Raw genomic sequence first — 23,120 nt, 5'->3', positions numbered from 1 at the left:
TAGCGCTGAAACGCCCGTTCTAGAGCCTTTAAACTAAAACTTTTCATGGTGTTCTTTGGCCACCAACGGCTATGCTAGAGTGGATCCAAACCAATAACAGGTCATGCCGGTTTCACGTCTACTCAAAGGGAAATGGGGGGCTTCCTGACACCACCGGACAGGCCACGCTGGGGCTTTATGCGCTATTTGCTGATGTTGCTGTTGAGCTTGCCGATGCTGGCTGGCGCGGTCGAGTTCGACGAGTTCACCCAGAGCCTGCCCTTGGGTCGGGTGATGCAAGTGTTTGAAGACGCGAGTGGTCAGGCAACGATCGCGGATGTCAGTTCACCGGCCATGGCCGGCAGTTTCAAAGCCCATGACAAGCCCACCCTCAACGCCGGTTACTCCCGCTCGGCATTCTGGCTGAAAATCGACCTCGGCTACCGTCCCGCCAACCCCTCCATACGACACACCTGGCTGCTGGAACTGGCCTATCCGCCGCTCGATCATCTGGAGCTGTATCTGCCCGATGAGGCCGGTGGCTACCGCCTGGCCCAGCGTACCGGCGATGCCTTGCCGTTCGACAGCCGGCAGATCCGCCAGAACAATTACCTGTTCGACCTGAGTTTTGCGCCCTACGAGCAAAAGACCCTGTTCCTGCGCCTGCAGAGCCAGGGCTCGGTCCAGGCGCCGGTGACGCTCTGGTCCAGCACGGCGTACCTGGAAGCGCAGCCGGTGCGCCTGTATGTGCTCGGCCTGATCTACGGCGTGCTGCTGGGGATGCTGGTCTACAACCTGTTCATTTACCTGAGCGTGCGCGACACCAGTTACCTCTATTACATCCTCTACATCGCCTCGTTCGGGCTGTACCAGGTGTCGGTGAACGGCGCCGCGGTGGAGTACTTCTGGCCGGACAACCCGTGGTGGGCCAACGCGGCGACGCCATTCTTCATTGGCGCGGCGGCCCTGTTCGGTAGCCTGTTCGCCCGCAGCTTCCTGCAGACCGCCCGCCACAGCCGCTGGGTCGATCGCCTGCTGCTGGTGCTGATCCTGTGCAGCGCCGTGGTGGTTGCCCTGTCGCTGATGACCAGCTACGCCCTGGCGTTGCGCCTGGCCACGGCCCTGGCGCTGATCTTTACCGTGGTGATCTTCGTCTCCGGCATCGTCGCCTGGTGCCGCGGCATGCGCGTGGCGCGCTACTTCATCATCGCCTGGTCGGCGTTCCTGGTGGGCGGGATCATCAATACTCTGATGGTGCTGGGCTATCTGCCGAATATGTTCCTGACCATGTATTCCAGCCAGATCGGTTCGGCCATCGAAGTGGCGCTGTTGTCACTGGCCCTGGCCGACCGCATCAATTCGATGCGCGAACAGCAGGCCCAGACCCTGTTCGATGCCGGGCAGAAGCTCGAAGTGCTCAACCAGCAGCTGGCCCACAGCAACCGGCTCAAGGATGAATTCCTCGCCACCCTGACCCACGAACTGCGCACGCCGATGAATGGCGTGATCGGTTCCCTGGAGCTGATGCAGACCGTCGATCTCGACCCGGAGCTGGAGCAGTACCAGCAGACCGCCGCCGGTTCGGCCCGGGACATGATGCGCATGGTCAACGGCATCCTGACCCTGACCGAGCTGCAGGCCGGCAAGCTCAGCGCCCAGCGTGAGACCTTCAGCCTGCGTTCGCTGCTCGATGCCTTGCGGGGCCAGTTTTGCGCCAATGCCTCGGCCAAGGGATTGGGCTTCGATGTCGACCTGGCCGCCGGGCTGCCTGACCGGCTTTTAGGCGATCGCGGCAAGTTGAGCCAGTGCCTGGAGTGCCTGTTGGACAATGCCATCAAGTTCACCCGGGTGGGCGGCCTGGTCCTGCGAGTGACCGGCAAGCCGACGGCGCCGGGACGGCTGGCGATGACCTTCGCGGTGATCGACACCGGCATCGGTTTCGTCAATCTCGATGAGGCTTCGCTGTATCAGCGTTTCTTCCAGCTCGATGGTTCGATGACCCGCGAATATGGCGGGCTGGGCGTGGGGCTGGCGATCTGTCGGCAACTGGTGGATCTGTTGGGTGGCCATCTGACCCATGAATCGGAGCCGGGGCGCGGCAGCTGTTTCCGCCTGGAGGTGACCTTTGATCTGGACGGCGAACAGCCGATGGCGTCCCAGCCGGCCTTGCGGGTCCGCTCCGTCCGGCGCCTGCCGCAGGATTGCAGCGTGCTGCTGGTGGACGACAACAGCATCAATCAGCTGGTGATCCGCGGCATGCTGCTCAAGCTGGGGTATCAGGTGCGCACGGCGGAGAATGCTCGCGGGGCGTTGGCGTTGCTGCGCCGAGAGTCGGTGGATGCGGTGCTGCTCGATTGCCAGATCGAGCAGGCCGAGGCGCTCAAACTGTGCGACCAGGTGCATGGCATGCCGGGTTGCGCCGGGTTGCCGGTGCTGCTGGTGTCGGCCTCGGCACATGGCCTGGAGGCTGAGCGCTGCCTGCTCGATTACCTCTCCTGGCCGGTGAAATTCGAAGAGTTGCAAAGCGTTCTGGCGCGTCGTGTGCTGGCTCCGGAACAGGGCGAAAGCGCCGGTATTTAGGCGGGTATGCCACTTTGTTCGTCGGGGAGGGGGTGCTTAACTGAGGTTCTGGCACACCCCTCAAGGAGCCCCCGAGATGAACCTGCACCAGTTCGCCGAGACCCACGAAGTCACCAACCAGCCACCTTCCCTGGACGGTACCAACCTCTATCGAATCGATCTGCCGTTGCAGGAGTGGGCACGGCGTTTTGGCGCCGGCTGGGCCGAATCGCGGATCGACGCTTACGGTGCCCTGGCTGGTGGGCCGTTGATGGAGGCGGGGTTCCTGGCCAACCAGAACAAGCCGGTGTTCACCAGCCATGACCGTTATGGGCATCGTCTCGACCTGGTGGAGTTTCACCCGGCGTATCACGAGCTGATGCGTACCGCCATCGAGCACGGCCTGACGTCCTTGCCCTGGACTCATCCGCAGTCTGGGGCGCATGTCGCCCGCGCCGCCATGTCCTATCTGCACAGCCAGGCCGAAGCCGGCAGCGGTTGTCCGCTGACCATGACCTTCGCCTGTGTGCCGGCGCTGAAGCTGCAGCCGGACCTCGCCGAGCAATGGCTGCCGAAAGTGCTCGCCACCGAATATGACCCGCGCAATGTCGGCATGGCCCACAAGGCCGGCGTCACCATCGGCATGGCGATGACCGAGAAACAGGGCGGTACCGATGTGCGCGCCAACACCACCAAGGCATATCCGGTGGGCGCTACGGGGCCGGGGCAGGCCTATGAACTGGTGGGCCACAAGTGGTTCTGCTCGGCGCCGATGTGCGACGCCTTCCTGACCCTGGCCCAGACCGAAAAAGGCCTGACCTGCTTCCTGTTGCCTCGCCACCGTCCGGACGACAGCCGCAACCAGTTCTATATCCAGCGCCTGAAAAACAAGCTCGGCAACTGCTCCAATGCCTCCAGCGAAGTGGAGTTCCGCGGGGCTCTGGCGTGGATGGTCGGGGAAGAGGGGCGCGGTGTGCCGACCATCATCGAGATGGTGGCCATGACTCGCTTCGATTGCATGGTCGGTTCCAGCTCGCTGATGCGCCAGGCCCTGACCCAGGCCAGCCATCACTGCGCCCATCGGCTGGTGGGCGGGCGGGTGCTCAGCGAGCAGCCCTTGATGCAGAACGTGCTGGCCGACCTGGCGCTGGAAAGCGAGGCGGCGTTGGCCTTGAGCCTGCGTATGGGTCGCGCGCTGGACAATCTGGATGACCCGCAAGAAGCAATGTTCTCGCGACTGGTGACCGCGGTGGGCAAATACTGGATCTGCAAGCGGGCCCCGGCGATGATCAACGAGGCCGCCGAGTGCATGGGCGGCGCCGGTTATGTCGAGGAGAGCATCCTGCCGCGGCTGTACCGCGAAGCGCCGGTCAACTCGACCTGGGAAGGTTCCGGCAACGTGCAGTGCCTGGACGTGCTGCGCGCCTTGTCCAAGGAGCCGGGTGTGCTCGATGCCTTGTTCGCCGAGCTGGGTGACGGCCATGGCGACAGGCGCCTGGCCGCGCATATCGCCAACCTGAAAGGCGCCTTCCAGGACACCGACGACATTCAGTACCGCGCCCGCCAACTGACCGAGGACATCGCCCTGGGCCTGCAGGCCAAGCTGTTGCTGGAAGCCGGCAACGCGGTGGTCAGCGATGCCTTTATTGCCAGTCGCCTGGGTTCGGGAGGAAGGGTCTACGGCACCTTGCCGCGGGGGCTGGATGTCGAGGCGATAGTCGCGCGCTCGACCCCGGCAGGCTTCTGACGCCGCCAGGTGTAGGAGCGAGCTTGCTCGCGATAAATATTCCGGGCCACCGATTCCTTGGGGCTTGAAAGGTCTTTCGCGAGCAGGCTCGTTCCTGGCAGATATTCCGTTGTTCCCGTGAGACGGCGTTGCAGGCAAGATGAAGGCCTGCAAGATCAGAACACAGGATGCTTACCGTGACCGAAGCTTTTATTGTCGTTCAAACCGCCGAGCAAGCCGTGGACCGGCTTGCCGCTTTGCATGAGCGGGCCACCACGTCGCTGAGCCAGGCGCTCAAGCGTTACCTCAAGGACCGCGTCGAACCCGACGCCGAACAGCGCGCCCTGTTTCGTTACCCGCAATTGCGCCTGACCTATCACTGCCAGGGCGAGGTCCCGCAGACCACCCGCGCCTACGCCAAGGTCCAGTTGCCGGGCACCTACAGCGTCACGGTCACCCATCCCGCCGCCTTCCGTAAGTACCTGCTGGAACAGCTGGTGCCGTTGATGCACGACTTCACCGTGACTGTGGAAGTGGGTGTCAGCGAGCAGAACATCCCGTATCCGTACGTGGTCGAGCAGGGCGATGAACTGGCCGGTTCCGGCGTCACCGCCGCGGTGCTGGCGCGGGTATTCCCCAGCACCGACCTGTCCGCCGCCACCGATGGCATCGCCGACGGGCTGTACGATTGGGAAAACACCAACCCGCTGCCCCTGGCGCTGTTCGATGCCGCGCGGGTGGATTTCTCCCTGCGCCGCCTGGTGCACTACACCGGCAGCGACTGGCGCCATGTGCAGCCATGGATCCTGCTGACCAACTACCACCGTTATGTCGACCAGTTCATCACCCACGGTCTTGAACAGCTGCGCAGCGATCCGCGGTTCGTGCGCATGGTCCTGCCGGGCAATGTGATCATCGAGAAGGGCATGGACCACGGCGAAGCCTCGTCGATCGCCGCCGGGGTGGTCTGGCACCGCTACCAGATGCCGGCTTATCACCTGCTGGCCAGCGACGGCCACGGCGTGACCCTGGTGAACATCGGCGTCGGCCCGTCCAATGCCAAGAACATCACCGACCACCTGGCGGTATTGCGTCCGCATTGCTGGTTGATGATCGGCCACTGCGGCGGCCTGCGGCAGTCGCAGACCATCGGCGACTACGTGCTGGCCCACGCCTACATGCGTCGCGACGGCATTCTCGATCGCGTGGTGCCGCCGAACATTCCGATTCCGGCCCTGGCCGAAGTGCAACTGGCGTTGCAGCAGGCCGCCGCCAACGTCACCGGCGAGAAGGGCGACGACCTGAAAAAACGCCTGCGCACCGGCACCGTGCTGACCTATGACGACCGTAACTGGGAGTTGCGCTGGGCCCAGGAGCGTCCGCTGATCAACCTGTCCCGCGCCGTGGCGGTGGACATGGAAAGCGGCACCATCGCCGCCCAGGGTTATCGCCTGCGGGTGCCGTACGGCACGTTGCTCTGCGTCTCGGACAAGCCGCTGCACAGCGAAATCAAGCTGCCGGGTTCGGCCAACGCCTTTTATGAGCGCGCGGTCAGCCAGCACCTGAAGATCGGTATCGCCGCGGTGGACCTGCTGCGTACCGAGCTCAATTCGCTGCACTCGCGCAAGCTGCGCAGCTTCGACGAGCCGCCGTTCCGCTGATCGCGGGATGGTCATTTAACGGTCGGGCCACTAGCATGGTCGGCCCTGACCGTTAGATGTTCTGTCCGCCATGTCTCGTCCTCCGCGTCCCGCTTCCCGCCGCCCTGGCGTGAAGAGTCCTTCGTCTTCCTCCGCGCCACGCCGTGTTGCCAAAGCGCCACCGGCCGAGCCGAAGCTGATCCTGTTCAACAAACCCTTCGATGTGCTGACCCAGTTCAGCGACGGCGAAGGGCGGGCGACCCTCAAGGACTTCATCGCGATACCCGGCATCTACCCGGCCGGCCGCCTGGACCGCGACAGCGAAGGCTTGCTGCTGCTGACCAACGACGGCCAGTTGCAGGCGCGCATCGCCGATCCCAAGCACAAGCTGGCCAAGACCTATTGGGTGCAGGTGGAAGGCGAGCCCACGGCCGAGCAATTGCAGCGTCTGCGCGATGGCGTGGAATTGAATGACGGCATGACCCTGCCGGCCGAAGCCCGGCAGTTGGAGGAACCGCAGCTGTGGCCGCGCAACCCGCCGGTACGCTTTCGCAAGAGCGTGCCCACCAGCTGGCTGGAGTTGATCATTCGTGAAGGGCGCAATCGCCAGGTGCGGCGCATGACGGCTGCCGTGGGTTTGCCGACATTGCGCCTGGTGCGGGTCAGGATCGGCGACTGGACGATCGAAGGGCTCGATCAGGGCCAGTGGAAGGAGGTTCCGGCGCGTTTATAAGGCGCCGGATTCGATCAGGCCGATCACCACGCTCTTGATGATGAACGCGGCCACGCCCAGGCCCAGGACGAAGAACAGGATGAACGAGCCGAAGCGTCCGGCCTTGGACTTCTTCGCCAGATCCCAGACGATGAAGGCCATGAAAATGATCAGGATGGTTACCAGGCCGGTCATCATCCACTCTTCGAATACTGCAGGATCCATCGAATATCTCCAGCACAGGCAAGGCTAAAAGGCGCGGGCGAGTATACGCCAAGGGGCCGCGGCCGGGCATTGATCCAGGTGCGCTTCGTCGTCACACCATCGGGATCTTCTGTAGGAGCGAAGCTTGCTCGCGATAGCAATCTCTGGGTTCAGGTGATGTGTAGCCAGGAACATTTATCGCGAGCAAGAACTGGGCGTCCCCCTTGCTCCTACAGATACAGATCAGTTGCGCAGGTGGGTCAGCGGCAATTCGGTGCTGTTGAGCACCTGGTTGAGCACGAAGCTGGAGCGCACGCTGGTCACGCCTTCGATGCGGGTCAGATGGCCCAGCAGCAGTTTCTGGTAGTGGTCCATGTCCGGCACCACCACCTTGAGCTGGTAGTCAGCGTCCATCCCGGTCACCAGGCTGCATTCGAGGACCTGCGGCAGGCTGCGGATCGCCGCCTCGAAGTTCTCGAAACGCTCGGGGGTGTGGCGGTCCATGCCGATCAGCACGTAGGCGGTCAGGCTCAGGCCGAGCATCTTGCGGTCCAGCAGGGCGACCTGGCGGGAAATGTAGCCGTCGTCTTCCAGTTGCTTGACCCGACGCGAACACGGCGAAGGCGACAGGCCGATACGTTCGGCCAGTTCCTGATTGGAGATGCGGGCGTCGCGCTGCAATTCCGCCAAAATGCTGAGGTCGTATCGGTCGAGTTTGCTCATGGATCAGGCCTTTGTCATAACTATTGCGCGATATTATCTATCCTGGGTTAAAAATTGCGCAAGTCATGTTTATTGGAGCAATCTTCGCAATCCTCTGTCGGCGCGCCAGGCCTATTCTTATCACCAGAATCACTGCCCGGACATAGAGTCCACTGCGGCCCGCCGAATCAGGCCTGCCGCGGCCGCCAATCCCACAGGGTTGAGCCGGCCCCCGGGCTACACACTGTCCAGAAGACGGCGTGAGGTGAGCCGGCGTCATAAGCGTCGAGCACGGACGAAATTCTCAAAGGGGGGCCGACGGGTCCCTCTTTTTTATTGCCTGCGCGCCAGGAAATATCCCGTGGCGCCCTCAATAAATAAGTGTTGCGACTGATAACCTGTGGCAGAACCGGCCTGGGCTTTTCCAGTCTTATCTACAGGCCCCTATCCGTAGTGAGGAATAGCATGAAATCGCGCATCTGGCGTTTGGCAGGTGTTGGTTTGCTCTGTGTGGGCGTCAGTGCGCAGGGGCTCGCCGATGACCGCAATGACGGCCGTGGCTGGTCCAATGGCGGCCAGCGCAGCAACGACGGCTATCCGGGCAACGGCCAGGGGCGAGGCGAAAGCCATCAGTCGCGCCAGCAGACTGAAATCATTCGCGGCGACAACAGCCAGCAGTTCGAGCGCAACGTCGAGAACGGGCGCTGGCAGAACCACGGGCCGAATGATCAAGGGCGGGGACGACTGGCACAGCCATCCGCCAACCTGCCGATCCAGGGCCGCCCCGATACCGTCCGCCAGACCCAGGAACCGCGCCAGGGTTATTACCAGGACATCCCGCGCCGTAACGACTACAACCCGCATTGGCAGACCGGCGGACCGGGCTCGCGTCCTTACGACTATCGCTGGCCGGGCCGTCCGGAGGGGCGTGGCAATGGCTGGGGGCCAGGTCCGCAATATCGGCCGGGTTATGTGATCGATCGCTTCCCGGACCGGCATTACCGCGTTCCTTATCGCGGCCGGGACTATTACTTCTCCGGTGGCTATTGGTACCGCCCGCAAGGCCCACGGTATGTGGTGGTGCGCCCACCCTACGGGATCCGTGTGGCCTACCTGCCGGACTACGCGCGGGAAGTGTGGATCGGCAGCGCGCTGTTCTTCCTGGCCGCGGGTGCCTACTACAGCTACGAGGCCAGTACCCAGCAGTACGTGGTGGTCGAGCCGCCTGCGGCCAGCCCGCCACCGCAGGCCGGCAATGATTACAACGTGCTGGCCTACCCGGTCAGGGGGCAGAGCCCGCAGCAGATCAATCAGGATCGCTACGACTGTTATCGCTGGGCGGTGCAGCAGAGTGGCTTCGATCCGGCGGCAATGACCTATCCACCGGCGCCGGAAGTGGTCCAGACCTACCGCCAGGCCCAGGGTGGTTGCCTGAGCTCGCGCGGCTATCAGGTGACTTACTGAGCCCGGGCGGCCTGCACCACTTCCTGCGGGTCGGCGTGCACCAGCACCTCGGCCCGCGGATAGGCCGCATGAATCGCCTCGGCGGCCTGATCGCTGATGCCGTGGGCCACCGACAGGGTCAGCTCCCCGGGTAATTCCAGGTGCAGTTGCACGAACCAGTGGTTGCCGGAAATCCGCGTGCGCAGATCATGAGCGCCGAGTACCCCGGGCACCGCGCACACCAGTTCCAGCATGTGCTGGCTGACCTCGGGCGGCAGCTCCTCGTCCATCAGCACCGCCACGCTTTCGCGGGCGATCTGGATCGCGCTCCACAGGATGTAGACGGCAATCGCCAGGCCGAACCAGGCGTCCAGTTGCTGCCAGCCGAAACTGGCCAGCACCAGCGCCAGCAGGATGCTGCCGTTGAGCAGCAGGTCGGAGCGATAGTGCAGCGAATCGGCACGCACCGCCGTGGAGCCGGTTTCGCGGATCACCCGGTGTTGCACCATCAGCAATGCAACAGTCAGCGCCAGGGACAGCAGCATCACGCCGATACCGACCCACGGAGCGCCCAGCGGTTCCGGGTTCTGCAGGCGCTCGACGGCCTGTACCCCGATCAGCACCGCGCTCACCGCGATGAACAGCGCCTGGGCCATGCCCGACAAGGACTCGGCCTTGCCATGGCCGTAGCGGTGATCGGCGTCGGCCGGGCGCAGGGCGTAATGCACGGCCAGCAGGTTGAGGAACGACGCGGCGCCATCGAGCAGCGAGTCGGTGAGGCCCGCCAGCAGGCTGACCGAGCCGCTCAGCCACCAGGCGATGGCCTTGGCCACGATCAGGATACTGGCCACCGCCAGCGAGGCGCGGGTCGCCAGGCGCAACAGGCGCGCGTGTTCCGGGCTACTGCTCATACAAGGCTTGTTCCTTCAAGAAACGCGAGGGTCAGGCTGCCGGTTGCAGACCGTACAGGGCCAGCTGCTGCGCGCTGCCCTTGTGCTGGATCAGGCGTGGATCGTCCAGCGGGAAGCTGCGGCCCAGCTCGCTTTCGAGGATAGCCTGCAACTTGTGGTTATCGACCTGGCCGTCGGCGCCTATGGCTTGTTGCAGCTTGTGCGGGTCGACCTGCGCGGTCTTGCCCGGCTCCAGGTAGATGGCGCCGGTGGCGAAGTCGACGCCAAAGGCGATCAGCCCCGGGATCACATAAAACAGCAGGCCCACGGCGTCGAGCACGGCTACCAGCGGGTCGATCTTGCCGTCGATCTGGCCGCGCCGGTCGGGGAAGAAGATCGAGCCGCAGGCGGTGAGCTGAGTCAGCAGGGTGGCAACCAGGACGCCACCGATGATGCGGAAAGGAATACGCATGTAAATCTCCTGAACAGACACGAAAGAGCAAGGCTGAAGCGTTGCCGGTATGAATTCAGACCGTGATTAACGCCAGGCAGTTCGCCGTTATACTCGCGCCTCTGTTTGGGAGCCAGTATGAATTCTTTGCCAATTGATGAAGTTTTACCTGCCCTGCGTGAAGCCCTGGCGACACGCCACGAGGCCGTGCTCGAAGCACCGCCCGGCGCCGGTAAGACCACCCGCGTGCCTTTGGCCCTGTTGAACGAACCCTGGCTGGCCGGACAACGCATTCTCATGCTCGAACCACGGCGCCTGGCGGCGCGGGCGGCGGCCGAACGGCTGGCCAGCGAACTGGGGGAAAAGGTCGGCGAAACCGTGGGCTACCGTATTCGCCTCGACAGCAAGGTCGGCCCGAACACCCGCATCGAGGTGGTCACCGAGGGGATCCTGACCCGCCGCCTGCAGGACGATCCGGCGCTGGAAGGCGTCGGCCTGCTGATCTTCGACGAATTCCACGAGCGCAGCCTCGACGCCGACCTGGCCCTGGCCTTGAGCCTCAATGGCCGTGATCTGTTCCGTGACGAGCAGCCGCTGAAAATCCTCCTGATGTCGGCGACCCTGGAAGGCGAGCGCCTGGCCGGGCTGCTGGACGACGCGCCGATCCTGCGCAGCGAAGGCCGCATGTTCCCGGTCGATGTGCGCTGGGGGCGGCCTTTCCTGCCGGGCGAGTTCATCGAGCCGCGGCTGGTGCAGACCATCCTTGAAGCGTTGAACGATGAAAGCGGCAGCGTCCTGGTGTTCCTGCCGGGGCAGGCCGAGATCCGCCGGGTGCATCAGCAGTTGGCCGATGCCGTGGGCGAGCGCCCGGAAATCCTGCTCTGTCCGCTGCACGGCGAGCTGGACCTGGCGGCGCAGCGCGCGGCCATCGAACCGGCACCGCCCGGCAAGCGCAAAGTGGTGCTGGCGACCAATATCGCCGAGACCAGCCTGACCATCGACGGCGTGCGCGTGGTGGTCGATGCCGGTCTGGCGCGGGTGCCGCGTTTCGACCCGGGCAGTGGCATGACCCGTCTCGACACCCAGCGTATTTCCCGGGCCAGCGCCACCCAGCGCGCCGGTCGGGCCGGGCGTCTGGAACCGGGCGTGTGTTATCGCCTGTGGTCCCAGGACCAGCACGAACAGCTGGCGGCCTATGGCAGCGCGGAGATTCTCCAGGCGGACCTGGCGGGCCTGGCCCTGCAATTGGCGCGCTGGGGGGTGACGCCAGCGCAACTGGTGTGGCTGGATGTGCCGCCTGGCGCGGCCTATGCCCAGGCCCAGGATCTGCTTGAACGCCTCGGCGCCCTGACCGCCAAAGCCGGCGAAGACTGGAAGCTGACAGCCCATGGCCAGGCGATGGCCGAGTTGCCGGCCCATCCGCGCATTGCCCATCTGCTGTTGCGCGGCCAGGCCCTGGGGCTGGCGAACATGGCCTGCGACGTCGCCGCCTTGCTCGGCGAGCGCGACATCCTGCGCGGCGGCGGTGCCGACCTGCATAGCCGTCTGGTGCTGCTGTCCGGCGAAGAGCGCGCGGCCCGCGGCGCCCAGGGCGGCGTACAGCGGGCTCGGCAACTGGCCCGGCAGTACCGCGGTTATCTGCGTGGGCAGCCGAGCCAGGCGGTGGCGGACCCGGACCATCCGCGCTGGCTGGGCGCCTTGCTGGCGCTGGCCTATCCGGATCGGGTCGCCCAGCAACGCCGTCCTGGCGGTGCCGAGTACCGGCTGGCCAACGGCCGCGCGGCATTGTTCAGCGAAACCGACAGCCTGATGAAGCAACCCTGGCTGGTGATCGCCGACCTGGGCAGTCGCCAGGGGCAGCGGGAAGAGCGCATCTACCTGGCGGCGGACTTCGATCCGGCGCTGTTCGACTCGGTCCTGGCCGAGCAGGTGCGCAGCGTCGACCAGCTTGATTGGGACGAGCGCGAAGGGGTGTTGCGTGCCGAGCGCCAGCGCAAGGTCGGCGAACTGGTGCTCAGCCGTGAGCCGCTGACCGGGCTGGACGAGGCGGCGCGGTGCCAGGCCCTGGTCAATCTGGTGCGGCGCAAGGGCCTGGAGCTGTTGCCCTGGACCCCGGAACTGCGCCAGTGGCAGGCGCGGGTGGCCTTGTTGCGCCAGCTCGATCTAGAGGCCACGGGCGAAAGCCAGTGGCCGGATGTCAGCGACGTGGCCTTGCTCAAGAGCCTGGAGAGCTGGCTGTTGCCGTACCTGGGCAAGGTTTCGCGCCTCAGCCACTTCGCCAACCTGGAGCTGGCCAGCATTGTCCACAACCTGCTGCCATGGCCATTGCCACAGCGCCTGGACGAGCTGGCGCCGCACCACCTGACGGTGCCGTCCGGCTCGTCGATCCGCCTCGACTACAGCGAGCAGCCACCGATTCTCGCGGTGCGTTTGCAGGAGCTGTTCGGCCTGGCGGAAACACCACGGATCGCCGGTGGCCGGCAGGTGGTCAAGCTGCACCTGCTGTCCCCGGCACAGCGGCCGGTGCAGGTCACCCAGGACCTGGCGAACTTCTGGCGCAGCACCTACGCCGAGGTGAAGAAGGACCTCAAGGGCCGCTACCCGAAACACTACTGGCCGGATGACCCGCTGGTGGCCGAGGCCACGGCCCGCGCCAAACCGCGCAAGTAACCTACCGTGTAGCCGCTGCCGCAGGCTGCGATAAGGCCGAAGGCCTTCAGCGGTCTCAAGATCCTGCGCCCGCGTTGTCGGAATGCCGCCCAGGTCGATCGCAGCCTGCGGCAGCGGCTACAGGTTACTGCGCGGCGGGCAGCAGGAAGCGGGCGATCAGCGGCAGGTGGTCGGAGATGCGCAGGGTGTCGTCCTGCCGTACCTGGGCCTCGACCCGTTTGATCCGTGGGCTGTGGAGCAGGTAGTCGACGGTGCGATCCGGGCCGTTCAGGGCCGGGTCGTTGGGGTAGTGGGTCAGCCACAGGGCGCGGTCGATGCCGCTGGCTTCGTTGTTGGTGGGGATCATCGGGTACTTGTCCCAGAGGCTGTGCAACGCGCTGTCGGCGGAGTAGGGCGTGCGTTGCTCGGGGGCGAGCCGCTGGTACTGGCCCAGGGGCAGCAGATTGAAGTCGCCGCCGATCAGCCAGGGCGTGCCGCGGGCTTCGAAGCGGTCGAGGATCCTGGTTACCGCGTTCACCTGGGCTTGCAGGGTGTCGTCGGGCTTCGTCGCGCGGTCCAGGTGGGTGTTGAGCACCGCCATCTGTCCGCCGTCGCTTAACGGCAGGTAGCTGACCAGCACGGCATTTTTCGGCTGGAACTGGCGGCTGATGAAATTGGCCTCGGGCACCGGCAATTGCAGGCGTTCGGCGTATTTGATGTTGTAGCGGCTCAAGGTCGCCAGTTGCCGGCCAACGCTGCCGAAGATGTGCGGGGAGGGTACGAAATCGGCCTTCCAGTCGAAGGCCCGGGTACTGCAGGGATACAGGTCGGTCAGGCGTTCCTGCAGCAGCTTGAGCTGGTCCTGGTAATCGCTGGCCTTGGCGCCGTCGTCCAGTTCCTGCACCAGCACGATGTCCGGTTGCTCGTCGCGAATCACCCGGGCCACCTCGTCCAGGCTGAAGGCCATGTCCTCCGGGGTCGGGCGCTCGTCCGGCCCCCGGGCCTGGTCGTTCCAGAACACGTAGCGCTTGCCCGCCAGGTACTGCACGTTCCAGGTCATCACCTTCAGCGCCTGGCCCGGCACCAGGCTGGGCACCTTGCCCGTGCAGGCGACTGGCAGCGGCTCCTTGGCGTCGGGGCGCCAGGTCAGGCTGTAGACCAGGGCTGACAACAGGCCTGCGCTGATCAGCAGGCCCAGGAGGATGAGGCGAAGTGGACGGGGCATCGGCTCGGCTTATGGCGTTGCAAGATTGAGCCCGAGCATAACCGAGAGCGGGGCCGCGGCCCAAGGGGTAGAGCGGCCGGACCTTGGCGTCACGCCTGTTCGGGCGAGTCACCGATCAGCATGAACAGCCGGAACACCACTACGCTGGTGAACAATTGCAGGAAGCTGTGGGCGCTTTCGATCAGCAGCGACAGCATCGGACCCGGCTCGGGATACGCCGCCAGGCTGGCCCCCTTGAGCACCCACAGCGGGGCCATCACGGCCAGGATGCAGACCAGGATCCGCAGGAAGTGCCCGCGGGTCAGGCGGAAGCTTTCCTTGATCGCGGCCAGTGGTTGCAGGCCCTTGAGCACCAGCAGGTATTCGGCGAAGGCCAGGGTCACCATCAGCCACAGCCCGGGCAGGAAATACAGCGACAGGCCCAGCAGGATCAGCAGGGTGTTGATGGCGGTCAGCAGGGCAAAACGCGGCCACAGGCTGACAGTCGCGGCGAGCAGGTCGCGGGCCAGTGGCGATTCGCCACGGCTGCGGGCATCGAGGAACAGGATCAGCACCCCGGTGTACAGCGGGTAGATCAGCAGGCCGACGACCACGCTGTAGCCGGGAAAGGCCTCGGGGCCCAGCGAGCTGTCCACCGCCTGCTGCAGCAGCGCTTCGAGGACCACCAGCGGCAGGCACAGCTGGACGATGCGCCCCAGGTTGCGCTGGCAGAAGTACAGGGAGTCGCGCAGAACGGTTAACGGATTCATCAGTGGTTATCGCAGATCACAAAAAGCGGTTGGACACTTTAACCGATGCAGCCCCCGGGCGAGCAAACGTAAACGTTAGGTAAAGGCTATTGAAAGCCCGCTGGGCAGCCCCATTACTGGTTGCACCTTGTGCATGACAGGCAAGGCCCAGTTTTTTACCGGCAATCTAAAGAGGTCGCCATGAACAGCGAAGAGCAAACCCTGATCGATGGACTGTTTTCACGGTTGCAGCAAGCCGAGAAGGATTCAGCCCCGCGTGACGCCCAGGCCGAGACGCGGATCAAGGAGCATCTGGCCCGGCAGCCTGCCGCCGGGTATTTCATGACCCAGGCGATTCTGGTGCAAGAGGCGGCAATCAAGAGCCTCGACGAGCAGAACAAGCAACTCACCCAGCAGGTCCAGCAATTGCAGGCCGAGCTGCAGCAGGCCAGGTCCCAGGCCGCGGCACCGGCGCCCAGCAGCGGTGGCGGGTTCCTTTCGAGCATCTTCGGTGGTGGTTCCCGCGATCCGCAGCCGGCGCCGACGCAAAGTGCTCCGGCCTCGTCCGGCGGTGGCTGGCGCGAGCCGGCGCGGCCGGCGTTCAGCCCGCAGCCGCAGCAGAACTTCGGCGCGCCGCAGCAGAATTACCCGCAACAGAGCTATCCCCAGCAAAACTATGCAGCGCCCCAGCAGGCTCCGGCCGCGGCTGGCAGCAGCTTCCTCGGCGGCGCGCTGAAGACCGCCGCCGGCGTGGCGGGTGGCGTGATGCTGGCGCAAGGCCTCAGCAGCCTGTTCCATGGCAACCAGCAGCCACAGGAAATCGTCGAAGTGATCAAGGAAGAACCGGCACCCGCCAGCGACAACGCGGGTGGCTGGGGCAATGACGAGCAGCGCATGGCCAACAACGACTCCTGGGGCAACAACGACCAGGGCGGCTTCAGCGATGCCGACTACGGCAACGACGACAGCTCGTTCTTTTCCGACGACGATTCCTTCGTCTGATCCGCCATCGGTCCGGAACGCCACTGCGTCCCGGACCGATTATTCGCGGAACCTTCCTTCTGGCTGGCATACTGGGCGACTTTTCAGGGTTTGAGTCCCGGCCCAGTTCGCGCGCGTGAGCGCCATGAGGATAAGCGGTGAAAAAAATCGCTGTGTTCGCCGATGTCCAGAATCTCTATTACACCGTGCGCCAGGCCTATGGCTGCCACTTCAACTATGCCGCCCTGTGGGCCGACATCAGCCAACGCGGGCAGATAGTCGAGGCCTATGCCTATGCGATCGACCGGGGCGACAGCAAGCAGCAGCAGTTCCAGCAGATCCTGCGCAACCTGGGCTTCACGGTAAAACTCAAACCCTATATCCAGCGCAGCGACGGCTCGGCCAAGGGCGACTGGGACGTGGGTATCACCATCGACATCATGGACGCCGCCGACCATGTCGACGAAGTGGTGCTGGCCTCCGGTGATGGCGATTTCGACCTGTTGCTGGAGCGCATCATCAGCAAGCACGGCGTCGAAGCGGTTGCCTATGGCGTACCGGGACTCACCGCCAATTCGCTGATTCGCGCGGCCACGCGCTACGTGCCGATCGAAGGCGCGCTACTGCTCAAAAGCTGAGCTGACTATTTTTTGTATGGAGCTGGACAGGTTTGGAACGCATCGCAGTCATCGACTTTGAAACCACCGGGATCTCCCCGAGCAGCAGTTGCCGGGCCACGGAAATCGCCGTGGTGATCCTTGAGCAGGGGCGCATCGTCGAGCGTTACCAGAGCCTGATGAATGCCGGCGTGCGGGTGCCGGCCTTCATCGAACAGCTGACCGGCATCAGCAACGCCATGCTGCGCAGCGCGCCGCCGGCCGAGCAGGTGATGAACGAGGTCAACGAGTTCGTCGGCACCACGCCGCTGCTGGCGCACAACGCCGCGTTCGACCAGAAGTTCTGGGACTACGAGCTGGGCCGGATCAAGCGCACCCGCTTGCAGAACTTTGCCTGTTCCCTGTTGCTGGCCCGGCGCCTGATGCCAGCGGCGCCCAACCACAAGCTCGGCACTCTCACCACGTTCGCCTGCCTGCCCCATACCGGCCAGGCTCACCGGGCCATGGCCGACGCGGAAATGGCCGCCAACCTCACCGCGCACCTGGCGCTGGAGCTGCGGCAGAAACACGGGCTGCGCGAGCTGTCCCACGACTTCCTGTGCAAATTGCAGAAAGTGCCGGCCGCCAAGATCGGCGAACACCTCAAGCGTCATCGCGACGCCTGATCCGTAATCCCTGTAGCCGCCTGTAGCCATCTGTAGCCGCTGCCGAGCCTTGGCGAGGCTGCGATAAGGCTCGAAGAGCCTTCCAAGGCCCTCAAGAGCGCGTCTCCTGCGGAGCCGATCGCAGCCTCGCTGGGGCTCGGCAGCGGCTACAGGCGGCTACAGGCGGCGTGGATTGGCTTATTTGCCGTTGCTTTCCAGATGCCCCAGCGGCACGCGCTGTTCGATGGCGCTGGAGAGCACGATCGAGGTCTTGCTGAACCCGAACTGGGCAACGCGGTTGATCAGCTCTTCCAGCTCCGGCATCGAGCCGACGGCGGCGCGCATGATCACGCACGGATCGCCGGTGACCCGCTGGCATTCGGTGAGTTGCGGGATCCGGCTCAGTTCGTCATAGGCCTTCTGATTGCCGTGCTGGGCCATGCGCAGTTCGATCACGCACTGGATCGGCAGCCCGAGCTTGGCCAGGTCGACCTTGGCCTGGTAGCCGGTGATCACTCCGCTGGCTTCGAGTTTGGCCACCCGCTCGGCCACGGCCGGAGCGGAGAGGTTCACCTTGCGCGCCAGTTCGGCGTAGCTCGCCCGGCCATTTTCCAGCAGGGCGGCGAGGAGCATGCGGTCATATTTGTCCATGATAAGGCTTCCAAATACAGCGACTTTCGAAAGCATGGGTTATAGCCACAATCTCCGTGTTTTGAAAAGTGTACTGGCGCTTTAAACAGGTTTTGTAACTTAAGTTCCGCCGGCCGGCTTTCTAGAATAAGCCCTCTCCCTTGCCTGTCTTCGAGCTTCCCATGCCTGGTCTACGCCGTTTTCCCTTGCCTTTGATTGCCGCTTTTTTTGCGCTGTACGTGATCTGGGGGTCGACCTACCTGGTGATCCGTATCGGTGTCGAATACTGGCCGCCGCTGATGCTCGCGGGCATCCGCTTTGTCATCGCCGGCAGCCTGATGTACGGCTTCCTGCGTTGGCGCGGGGCACCGGCGCCGACCTGGGCGCAATGGCGGGCGGCAGGGGTGATCGGCATCCTGCTGCTGAGCTGCGGCAATGGCGCGGTCACCGTCGCCGAACACATGGGCGTGGCGTCCGGAGTGGCAGCCCTGGCGGTGGCCACGGTGCCGCTGTTCACCCTGCTGTGCGGTTACTTCTGGGGCGCGCGCAACACCCGCCTGGAATGGGCCGGGATCGTCCTCGGGCTGATCGGCATCGCCATGCTCAACCTCGGTTCCAACCTGCAGTCGAGCCCGACCGGCGCGGCCCTGCTGGTGTTCGCGGCGGCGGCCTGGGCCTTCGGTTCGGTGTGGAGCAAGCACCTGCCGTTGCCGCAAGGGGCGATGGCCAGTGCCGTCGAGATGCTGGTGGGTGGCGCGGTGCTGTTGATCGGCAGTTGGTGGAGCGGTGAACAACTGGCCGCCGTTCCGCCGATCGAAGGCTGGGCGGCCCTGGCGTACCTGACCGGCTTCGGCTCGATCATCGCCTTCAACGCCTACATGTACCTGCTCAAGCACGTGCGCCCGGCGGCGGCCACCAGCTATGCCTACGTCAACCCTGCGGTGGCGGTGCTGCTGGGGATCGTGTTTGTCGGCGAGACCATCGGCCTGGAGGAGGCGCTGGCGATGGTGGTGATCATCAGTGCCGTGGTGTTGATCGGCCTGCCGCAATGGCGCAAGCCAAAAGCCGCCGCGATACAGGAAGAAGCCACCGCTTGAAGTGGCCGGTTGGCGCACGATCGAAAACGCCGGGCATTGCCCGGCGTTTTTGTTCCAGCCTGTCGTACTCAGGCCGGGTTGAACAGCATCACCAGCGGTATCAGCGCCACGACGAAGGCCAGCATGAACAGCAGGCTGATCCCGGCGACGCGCCATAAGGAGAAGAAAGGCCCCTTGCTGAGTTTGTGTTCGATGACGACCGGACCGAAGAGCTGGCGCGCGTAGGTGTTCATCGCAAAAAGCGGTGGCAGTACGAAGACCACGGCTGGAACGCTTTCCGGCAACACTGCGCTCAACACCATCATCAGGACGAGCAGGCCGATACCGACATACCAGGCCTTCTTCACTTCGCTTTCGCGGCCGAGCGTCTTGAGGTTGGCAGCGATGATGTAGGACCCCGCCAGGGAAGTGCCGAGGAAGGTGGCAAGGCCGACGGCGTTGATGCTGTACAGGCGTAATGGCTCGGTCGATGCAGCCGGGGTCTGCAACTCGGCGGCCGGTGTCTGGAAGGGGTTGGGGGTGTCCATACGGGTCAGGCTCCTGGATCTTCGACGGGGCGATGGGGATAAAAGAACTGAATCCTCTCCCGGCAGCTCCAGGCGCGTCTACAAAGATTATCGCTGCTCACCGCCCGGGGCCCCGTAACGGCGGGAGGCAGGGCAACTCGTCAGCCCGAAAGAAACCCGCCTGAATTAGGGTAAACTGCCGCCCATTGCACACCTGCGCTGACTTTTTTCCCTACGGTATCCCCATGACATTCGCCACTCTTGGCCTGATCGAACCCTTGCTGCGCGCCCTCGAAACGCTTGGCTACCAGACCCCGACACCGGTGCAGGCGCAAGCCATTCCGGCGGTGCTGGGCGGTCGCGACCTGATGGCCGCGGCCCAGACCGGCACCGGCAAGACCGCCGGCTTCGCCTTGCCGCTCCTGCAATCGCTGACCCTGGAAGGGCCGAAAGTGGCCAGCAACTCGGTACGCGCGCTGATCCTGGTGCCGACCCGCGAGCTGGCCGAACAGGTGCACGAGAGCGTGCGCCAGTACGCCGAGCACCTGCCGCTGAGCACCTACGCGGTGTACGGCGGCGTCAGCATCAACCCGCAGATGATGAAGCTGCGCAAAGGCATCGACCTGCTGGTGGCGACCCCGGGGCGCCTGCTCGACCTGTACCGGCAGAACGCGGTGAAGTTCAGCCAGTTGCAGACCCTGGTGCTGGACGAAGCCGACCGCATGCTCGACCTGGGTTTCTCCGAAGAGCTGAAGGACATCTACGCGGCATTGCCGAAAAAGCGCCAGACCCTGCTGTTCTCCGCGACCTTCTCCGACGCCATCCGCCTGTTGGCCGGGCAGATGCTCAACGATCCGCTGAGCATTGAAGTCAGCCCGCGCAACGTTGCCGCCAACACCGTCAAGCAATGGGTGGTGACGGTGGACAAGAAGCGCAAGCCGGAGCTGTTCAGCCACCTGCTGCGCAAGAACCGCTGGAAGCAGGTGCTGGTATTCGCCAAGACCCGCAACGGCGTGGACGCGCTGGTGGAAAGGCTGCAGGGCCAGGGCGTGAATGCCGACGGCATCCATGGCGACAAACCCCAGGCCACCCGCCAGCGTGCGCTGGACCGCTTCAAGGCCAGCGAGATCCAGATCCTGGTGGCCACCGATGTGGCGGCCCGTGGCCTGGACATCGAGGACCTGCCGCTGGTGGTCAACTTCGACCTGCCGATCGTCGCCGAGGATTACATCCACCGCATCGGCCGTACCGGCCGCGCCGGCTCCACCGGTGAGGCGATCTCGCTGGTGTGCGCCGATGAAGTGAACCTGCTGTCGGCCATCGAGATGCTGACCCGCCAGACCCTCAAGCGCCATGACGAGCCGGACTTCATTCCGGATCACCGGGTGCCGGAAACCGACGCCAGCGGCCAGGTGATCAAGAAGCCGAAAAAGCCGAAGAAGCCCAAGGCTTCCGGCGGTGGCGGCAAGCGCAACCTGGGCAAGTGGGTGGACAGCGGCGAAGTGGCCGAAGCCCCGGCGGTGAAACCGGTGCGCAAGGTGCCGGCGTTCAACACCGGGCCGCGCAAGCGCAAGCCGTAAGCCTGGCGAGCGTTCAACACCGCTCGCTTCTGTAGCCGCTGGCGTAGCCTGCGATCGAGGACGAAGTCCTCGCAAAAACGAACGCCCCGGTTTTCCTGGAAAACCGGGGCGTTTGGTTTTACGCCGTTACGTCGCAATGCCGCCCAGACCGATCGCAGGCTGCGCCAGCGGCTACACGAAAGGCCTCAGGCCTTTTCCCGCAACCACTCGATCATCCCCAATCCCGCTGCCCGCCCGCTGGCGAAACACGCGGTGAGCAGGTAGCCGCCGGTGGGCGCCTCCCAGTCGAGCATCTCCCCGGCGCAGAACACGCCGGGCAATTGCTTGAGCATCAAGCGCTGGTCCATGGCCTCGAACGTCACGCCGCCGGCGCTGCTGATGGCTTCGTCCAGCGGCCGGGTCCTCACCAGGGTCAACGGCAGGGCCTTGATCGCCTTGGCCAGCAGCGCCGGGTCGGCGAAGCAATCGGCAGTGGTCAGTTCGCGCAAGAGTGCGGCCTTTACCCCGTCGATGCCCAGCTGGCTGTGCAGGTGCTTGGCCATGGAGCGCGAGCCCCGTGGCTTGCTCAGCGCGGCCTGGATCCGGTCATGGGGTTTGCCCGGCAGCAGGTCGATATGCACGGTGGCCGAGCCGTGGCGGTTGATCGCGTCCCGAATCGGCGCCGACAGCGCATAGATCAGGCTGCCCTCGACCCCGGTGGTGGTGATCACGCATTCGCCGAGGCGGGGGATATCGTCGTTCAGGCCAATGGCCACATTCTTCAGCGGGGCGCCGGCGAACTTGCTGCGCAGCAGATCGCTCCAGTCCTGCACTTCGAACCCGCAGTTGCTCGGTTGCAGGGGCGCCAGTTGCACGCCGTGCTGTTCCAGCGGCAGCATCCAGGCCCCATCCGAACCCAGGCGTGCCCAGCTGCCGCCGCCCAGCGCCAGCAGCAGGGCGTCGGCCTGGACCGACTTTTCACCTTCCGGGCTGTGGATGCGCAGGCTGCCATCGACATTCCAGCCGAGCCAGCGATGGCGGGTGTGGATAACCACGCCGGCATCGCGCAGGCGCTTGAGCCAGGCGCGCAGCAGCGGCGCGGCTTTCATATCGGTGGGGAACACCCGGCCCGAGCTGCCGACGAAAGTCTCGATGCCCAGGCCGTGAATCCATTGGCACAGCGCCTCGCTGCCGAACTCGCGCAACAGCGGGGCCATCTGCGGAGCCCGTTCGGCATAACGCGAGAGAAAGACCGGGTAGGCCTCGGAATGCGTGATGTTCATGCCGCCGACCCCGGCCAGCAAAAACTTGCGGCCCACCGACGGCATGCCGTCATAGAGATCGACGCGGATGCCTGCCAGGCTCAGCACCTCGGCCGCCATCAAGCCGGCGGGGCCGCCACCGATAATGGCGACGTGATGGGGCAGGGTGGTGCTGGATAAAGTCATGGCGGGCGGCGGCGTGGCGGAATAAGCCAGGCATTCTACCCGAGGCAGGCCCGCCGCCAATGCTCCATGCGCCCCGCAGTGGCTTATACAAGGGGTGATCAAAAAATGTTCAGTGCTCTGCAGGGCTTGTACGGCATGGCCTGCAGCCCCTTGCACTCAGGTTATCCACAAGCGGCTCCACAGAGATTGGGGGTAAGGCACCCACACTTTCATGACCNCCTGATGAAGCTTTTGTAGCCGCTGCCGCAGGCTGCGAAAGGTCCGCAGGACCTCCAGCGGCATCACTATTTATGCTCCCGCTTCGCAGTATTCAGCGGTGCTTACCAGACCTGATCAAAAAATGATCGCCTGTCTGTAGGGCACGGCCAGCCTGACCTGCAGCCGCTTGCACTCAGGTTATCCACAAGCAGCTCCACAGAGATTGGGGGTAAGGCACCCACAATTTCATGACCGCCTGATGACGCTTTTGTAGCCGCTGCCGCAGGCTGCGAAAGGTCCGAAGGACCTCCAGCGGAATCACTATTAGCGCTCCAACTCCGCCGCGTTCAGCCGTGCTTACCAGGCCTGATCAAAAAATGATCGCCTGTCTGTAGGGCACAGCCAACATGGCCTGTAGCCGCTTGCACTCAGGTTGTCCACAAGCAGCTCCACAGAGATTGGGGGTAAGGCGCCCACACTTTCATGACCACCTGATGAAGCTTTTGTAGCCGCTGCCGCAGGCTGCGAAAGG

At 64.4% G+C, this 23,120-nt stretch carries 20 protein-coding genes; 11 read left to right on the top strand and 9 right to left on the bottom strand.

The features are described from left to right. Nucleotides 1–177 precede the first annotated feature (177 nt). The 4 genes from PVZ80_RS10450 (at nt 178) to PVZ80_RS10435 (ending at nt 6,637) form a co-directional block, all read left to right on the top strand. Complete coding sequence (locus PVZ80_RS10450; RefSeq protein WP_016703743.1) at nt 178–2,559, top strand: hybrid sensor histidine kinase/response regulator; 2,382 nt, start codon at nt 178–180, stop codon at nt 2,557–2,559. 76 nt (nt 2,560–2,635) lie between these two features. Further along, nucleotides 2,636–4,285 carry an acyl-CoA dehydrogenase family protein gene (locus PVZ80_RS10445; RefSeq protein WP_124302183.1) on the top strand — a complete coding sequence of 550 codons (1,650 nt, stop codon included), beginning with the start codon at nt 2,636–2,638 and terminating at the stop codon, nt 4,283–4,285. A 167-nt stretch (nt 4,286–4,452) separates the two neighbouring features. After that, complete coding sequence (gene amn, locus PVZ80_RS10440) at nt 4,453–5,925, top strand: AMP nucleosidase (RefSeq protein ID WP_162098616.1); 1,473 nt, start codon at nt 4,453–4,455, stop codon at nt 5,923–5,925. 70 nt (nt 5,926–5,995) lie between these two features. Further along, nucleotides 5,996–6,637 (top strand): pseudouridine synthase, encoded by a 642-nt coding sequence (locus PVZ80_RS10435; RefSeq protein WP_009051015.1) that lies wholly within the window; start codon nt 5,996–5,998, stop codon nt 6,635–6,637. On the opposite strand, the gene PVZ80_RS10430 is transcribed toward PVZ80_RS10435, so the two are convergent. Both PVZ80_RS10430 and PVZ80_RS10425 read right to left on the bottom strand, forming a co-directional pair. Further along, entirely contained in the window at nt 6,632–6,841 is a 210-nt protein-coding gene (locus PVZ80_RS10430) for a DUF2788 domain-containing protein (protein WP_007927060.1), read from the bottom strand. The two genes, PVZ80_RS10435 and PVZ80_RS10430, sit on opposite strands and share 6 nt — an antisense overlap. Before the next feature lie 222 nt (nt 6,842–7,063). Continuing rightward, a complete protein-coding gene (locus PVZ80_RS10425; protein ID WP_009045772.1) occupies nt 7,064–7,543 on the bottom strand; it encodes an Lrp/AsnC family transcriptional regulator in 480 nt (159 codons plus the stop codon). A gap of 444 nt (nt 7,544–7,987) precedes the next feature. Between PVZ80_RS10425 and PVZ80_RS10420 the strand changes: the two genes are divergently transcribed. Beyond that, nucleotides 7,988–8,986, top strand: a complete 999-nt coding sequence (locus PVZ80_RS10420) for a DUF6515 family protein (protein WP_124315427.1) — start codon at nt 7,988–7,990, stop codon at nt 8,984–8,986. On the opposite strand, the gene PVZ80_RS10415 is transcribed toward PVZ80_RS10420, so the two are convergent. Both PVZ80_RS10415 and PVZ80_RS10410 read right to left on the bottom strand, forming a co-directional pair. After that, on the bottom strand, nt 8,980–9,876 hold the full coding sequence (locus PVZ80_RS10415) for a cation diffusion facilitator family transporter (RefSeq protein WP_009051013.1): 897 nt from the start codon (nt 9,874–9,876) through the stop codon (nt 8,980–8,982). The two genes, PVZ80_RS10420 and PVZ80_RS10415, sit on opposite strands and share 7 nt — an antisense overlap. Nucleotides 9,877–9,907: 31 nt before the next feature. Further along, on the bottom strand, nt 9,908–10,327 hold the full coding sequence (locus PVZ80_RS10410) for a hypothetical protein (RefSeq protein WP_007927053.1): 420 nt from the start codon (nt 10,325–10,327) through the stop codon (nt 9,908–9,910). A gap of 117 nt (nt 10,328–10,444) precedes the next feature. On the opposite strand from PVZ80_RS10410, the gene hrpB reads away from it, so the two are divergent. Beyond that, nucleotides 10,445–12,976, top strand: coding sequence for an ATP-dependent helicase HrpB (hrpB, locus tag PVZ80_RS10405; RefSeq protein ID WP_273863870.1), 2,532 nt, complete (start codon nt 10,445–10,447; stop codon nt 12,974–12,976). Nucleotides 12,977–13,100: 124 nt separating this feature from the next. On the opposite strand, the gene PVZ80_RS10400 is transcribed toward hrpB, so the two are convergent. Together PVZ80_RS10400 and PVZ80_RS10395 are read right to left on the bottom strand one after the other, a co-directional pair. Continuing rightward, nucleotides 13,101–14,180: an endonuclease/exonuclease/phosphatase family protein gene (locus PVZ80_RS10400; protein WP_273863869.1), complete on the bottom strand. Its 1,080-nt coding sequence runs from the start codon at nt 14,178–14,180 to the stop codon at nt 13,101–13,103. Nucleotides 14,181–14,269: 89 nt separating this feature from the next. Continuing rightward, the gene (locus tag PVZ80_RS10395; RefSeq protein WP_009051010.1) at nt 14,270–14,929 is read right to left on the bottom strand and encodes a membrane protein; all 660 of its coding nucleotides are present in this window, start codon (nt 14,927–14,929) and stop codon (nt 14,270–14,272) included. Between the two features lie 180 nt (nt 14,930–15,109). Between PVZ80_RS10395 and PVZ80_RS10390 the strand changes: the two genes are divergently transcribed. From PVZ80_RS10390 to PVZ80_RS10380, 3 genes are all read left to right on the top strand, one after another. Further along, the gene (locus PVZ80_RS10390) at nt 15,110–15,910 is read left to right on the top strand and encodes a DUF2076 domain-containing protein (RefSeq protein WP_273863868.1); all 801 of its coding nucleotides are present in this window, start codon (nt 15,110–15,112) and stop codon (nt 15,908–15,910) included. 137 nt (nt 15,911–16,047) lie between these two features. Next, nucleotides 16,048–16,527 (top strand): LabA-like NYN domain-containing protein, encoded by a 480-nt coding sequence (locus PVZ80_RS10385; RefSeq protein ID WP_016703734.1) that lies wholly within the window; start codon nt 16,048–16,050, stop codon nt 16,525–16,527. A gap of 32 nt (nt 16,528–16,559) precedes the next feature. Continuing rightward, entirely contained in the window at nt 16,560–17,171 is a 612-nt protein-coding gene (locus tag PVZ80_RS10380) for a 3'-5' exonuclease (protein ID WP_273863867.1), read from the top strand. A 177-nt stretch (nt 17,172–17,348) separates the two neighbouring features. Here the strand turns inward: PVZ80_RS10380 and PVZ80_RS10375 are convergent, their stop codons facing one another. Continuing rightward, nucleotides 17,349–17,801: an Lrp/AsnC family transcriptional regulator gene (locus PVZ80_RS10375; protein ID WP_009051006.1), complete on the bottom strand. Its 453-nt coding sequence runs from the start codon at nt 17,799–17,801 to the stop codon at nt 17,349–17,351. Nucleotides 17,802–17,962: 161 nt separating this feature from the next. Here PVZ80_RS10375 and yedA point away from each other — a divergent pair, with 161 nt between their 5' ends. After that, a complete protein-coding gene (gene yedA / locus PVZ80_RS10370) occupies nt 17,963–18,877 on the top strand; it encodes a drug/metabolite exporter YedA (protein WP_009051005.1) in 915 nt (304 codons plus the stop codon). A 68-nt stretch (nt 18,878–18,945) separates the two neighbouring features. On the opposite strand, the gene PVZ80_RS10365 is transcribed toward yedA, so the two are convergent. Then, nucleotides 18,946–19,404: a hypothetical protein gene (locus PVZ80_RS10365; RefSeq protein ID WP_273863866.1), complete on the bottom strand. Its 459-nt coding sequence runs from the start codon at nt 19,402–19,404 to the stop codon at nt 18,946–18,948. Between the two features lie 224 nt (nt 19,405–19,628). Here PVZ80_RS10365 and PVZ80_RS10360 point away from each other — a divergent pair, with 224 nt between their 5' ends. Next, nucleotides 19,629–20,963 carry a DEAD/DEAH box helicase gene (locus PVZ80_RS10360; RefSeq protein WP_016703731.1) on the top strand — a complete coding sequence of 445 codons (1,335 nt, stop codon included), beginning with the start codon at nt 19,629–19,631 and terminating at the stop codon, nt 20,961–20,963. 185 nt (nt 20,964–21,148) lie between these two features. Here PVZ80_RS10360 and PVZ80_RS10355 read toward each other — a convergent pair whose 3' ends face one another. Then, nucleotides 21,149–22,390, bottom strand: a complete 1,242-nt coding sequence (locus PVZ80_RS10355; protein WP_103330774.1) for a TIGR03862 family flavoprotein — start codon at nt 22,388–22,390, stop codon at nt 21,149–21,151. Nucleotides 22,391–23,120: the final 730 nt, after the last annotated feature.

Origin of the sequence: Pseudomonas sp. B3G-3, from assembly GCF_028640915.1 — a bacterium.
GTDB lineage: Bacteria > Pseudomonadota > Gammaproteobacteria > Pseudomonadales > Pseudomonadaceae > Aquipseudomonas > Aquipseudomonas chlororaphis_I.
This window is presented reverse-complemented; position numbering and strand designations above follow the sequence as displayed.

Coding starts and splice junctions, on each gene's coding strand:
- PVZ80_RS10450 (WP_016703743.1), top strand. CDS start 178: ATGCGCTATTTGCTGATGTTGCTGTTGAGCTTGCCGATGCTGGCTGGC.
- PVZ80_RS10445 (WP_124302183.1), top strand. CDS start 2,636: ATGAACCTGCACCAGTTCGCCGAGACCCACGAAGTCACCAACCAGCCA.
- amn (WP_162098616.1), top strand. CDS start 4,453: ATGCTTACCGTGACCGAAGCTTTTATTGTCGTTCAAACCGCCGAGCAA.
- PVZ80_RS10435 (WP_009051015.1), top strand. CDS start 5,996: ATGTCTCGTCCTCCGCGTCCCGCTTCCCGCCGCCCTGGCGTGAAGAGT.
- PVZ80_RS10430 (WP_007927060.1), bottom strand. CDS start 6,841: ATGGATCCTGCAGTATTCGAAGAGTGGATGATGACCGGCCTGGTAACC.
- PVZ80_RS10425 (WP_009045772.1), bottom strand. CDS start 7,543: ATGAGCAAACTCGACCGATACGACCTCAGCATTTTGGCGGAATTGCAG.
- PVZ80_RS10420 (WP_124315427.1), top strand. CDS start 7,988: ATGAAATCGCGCATCTGGCGTTTGGCAGGTGTTGGTTTGCTCTGTGTG.
- PVZ80_RS10415 (WP_009051013.1), bottom strand. CDS start 9,876: ATGAGCAGTAGCCCGGAACACGCGCGCCTGTTGCGCCTGGCGACCCGC.
- PVZ80_RS10410 (WP_007927053.1), bottom strand. CDS start 10,327: ATGCGTATTCCTTTCCGCATCATCGGTGGCGTCCTGGTTGCCACCCTG.
- hrpB (WP_273863870.1), top strand. CDS start 10,445: ATGAATTCTTTGCCAATTGATGAAGTTTTACCTGCCCTGCGTGAAGCC.
- PVZ80_RS10400 (WP_273863869.1), bottom strand. CDS start 14,180: ATGCCCCGTCCACTTCGCCTCATCCTCCTGGGCCTGCTGATCAGCGCA.
- PVZ80_RS10395 (WP_009051010.1), bottom strand. CDS start 14,929: ATGAATCCGTTAACCGTTCTGCGCGACTCCCTGTACTTCTGCCAGCGC.
- PVZ80_RS10390 (WP_273863868.1), top strand. CDS start 15,110: ATGAACAGCGAAGAGCAAACCCTGATCGATGGACTGTTTTCACGGTTG.
- PVZ80_RS10375 (WP_009051006.1), bottom strand. CDS start 17,801: ATGGACAAATATGACCGCATGCTCCTCGCCGCCCTGCTGGAAAATGGC.
- yedA (WP_009051005.1), top strand. CDS start 17,963: ATGCCTGGTCTACGCCGTTTTCCCTTGCCTTTGATTGCCGCTTTTTTT.
- PVZ80_RS10365 (WP_273863866.1), bottom strand. CDS start 19,404: ATGGACACCCCCAACCCCTTCCAGACACCGGCCGCCGAGTTGCAGACC.
- PVZ80_RS10360 (WP_016703731.1), top strand. CDS start 19,629: ATGACATTCGCCACTCTTGGCCTGATCGAACCCTTGCTGCGCGCCCTC.
- PVZ80_RS10355 (WP_103330774.1), bottom strand. CDS start 22,390: ATGACTTTATCCAGCACCACCCTGCCCCATCACGTCGCCATTATCGGT.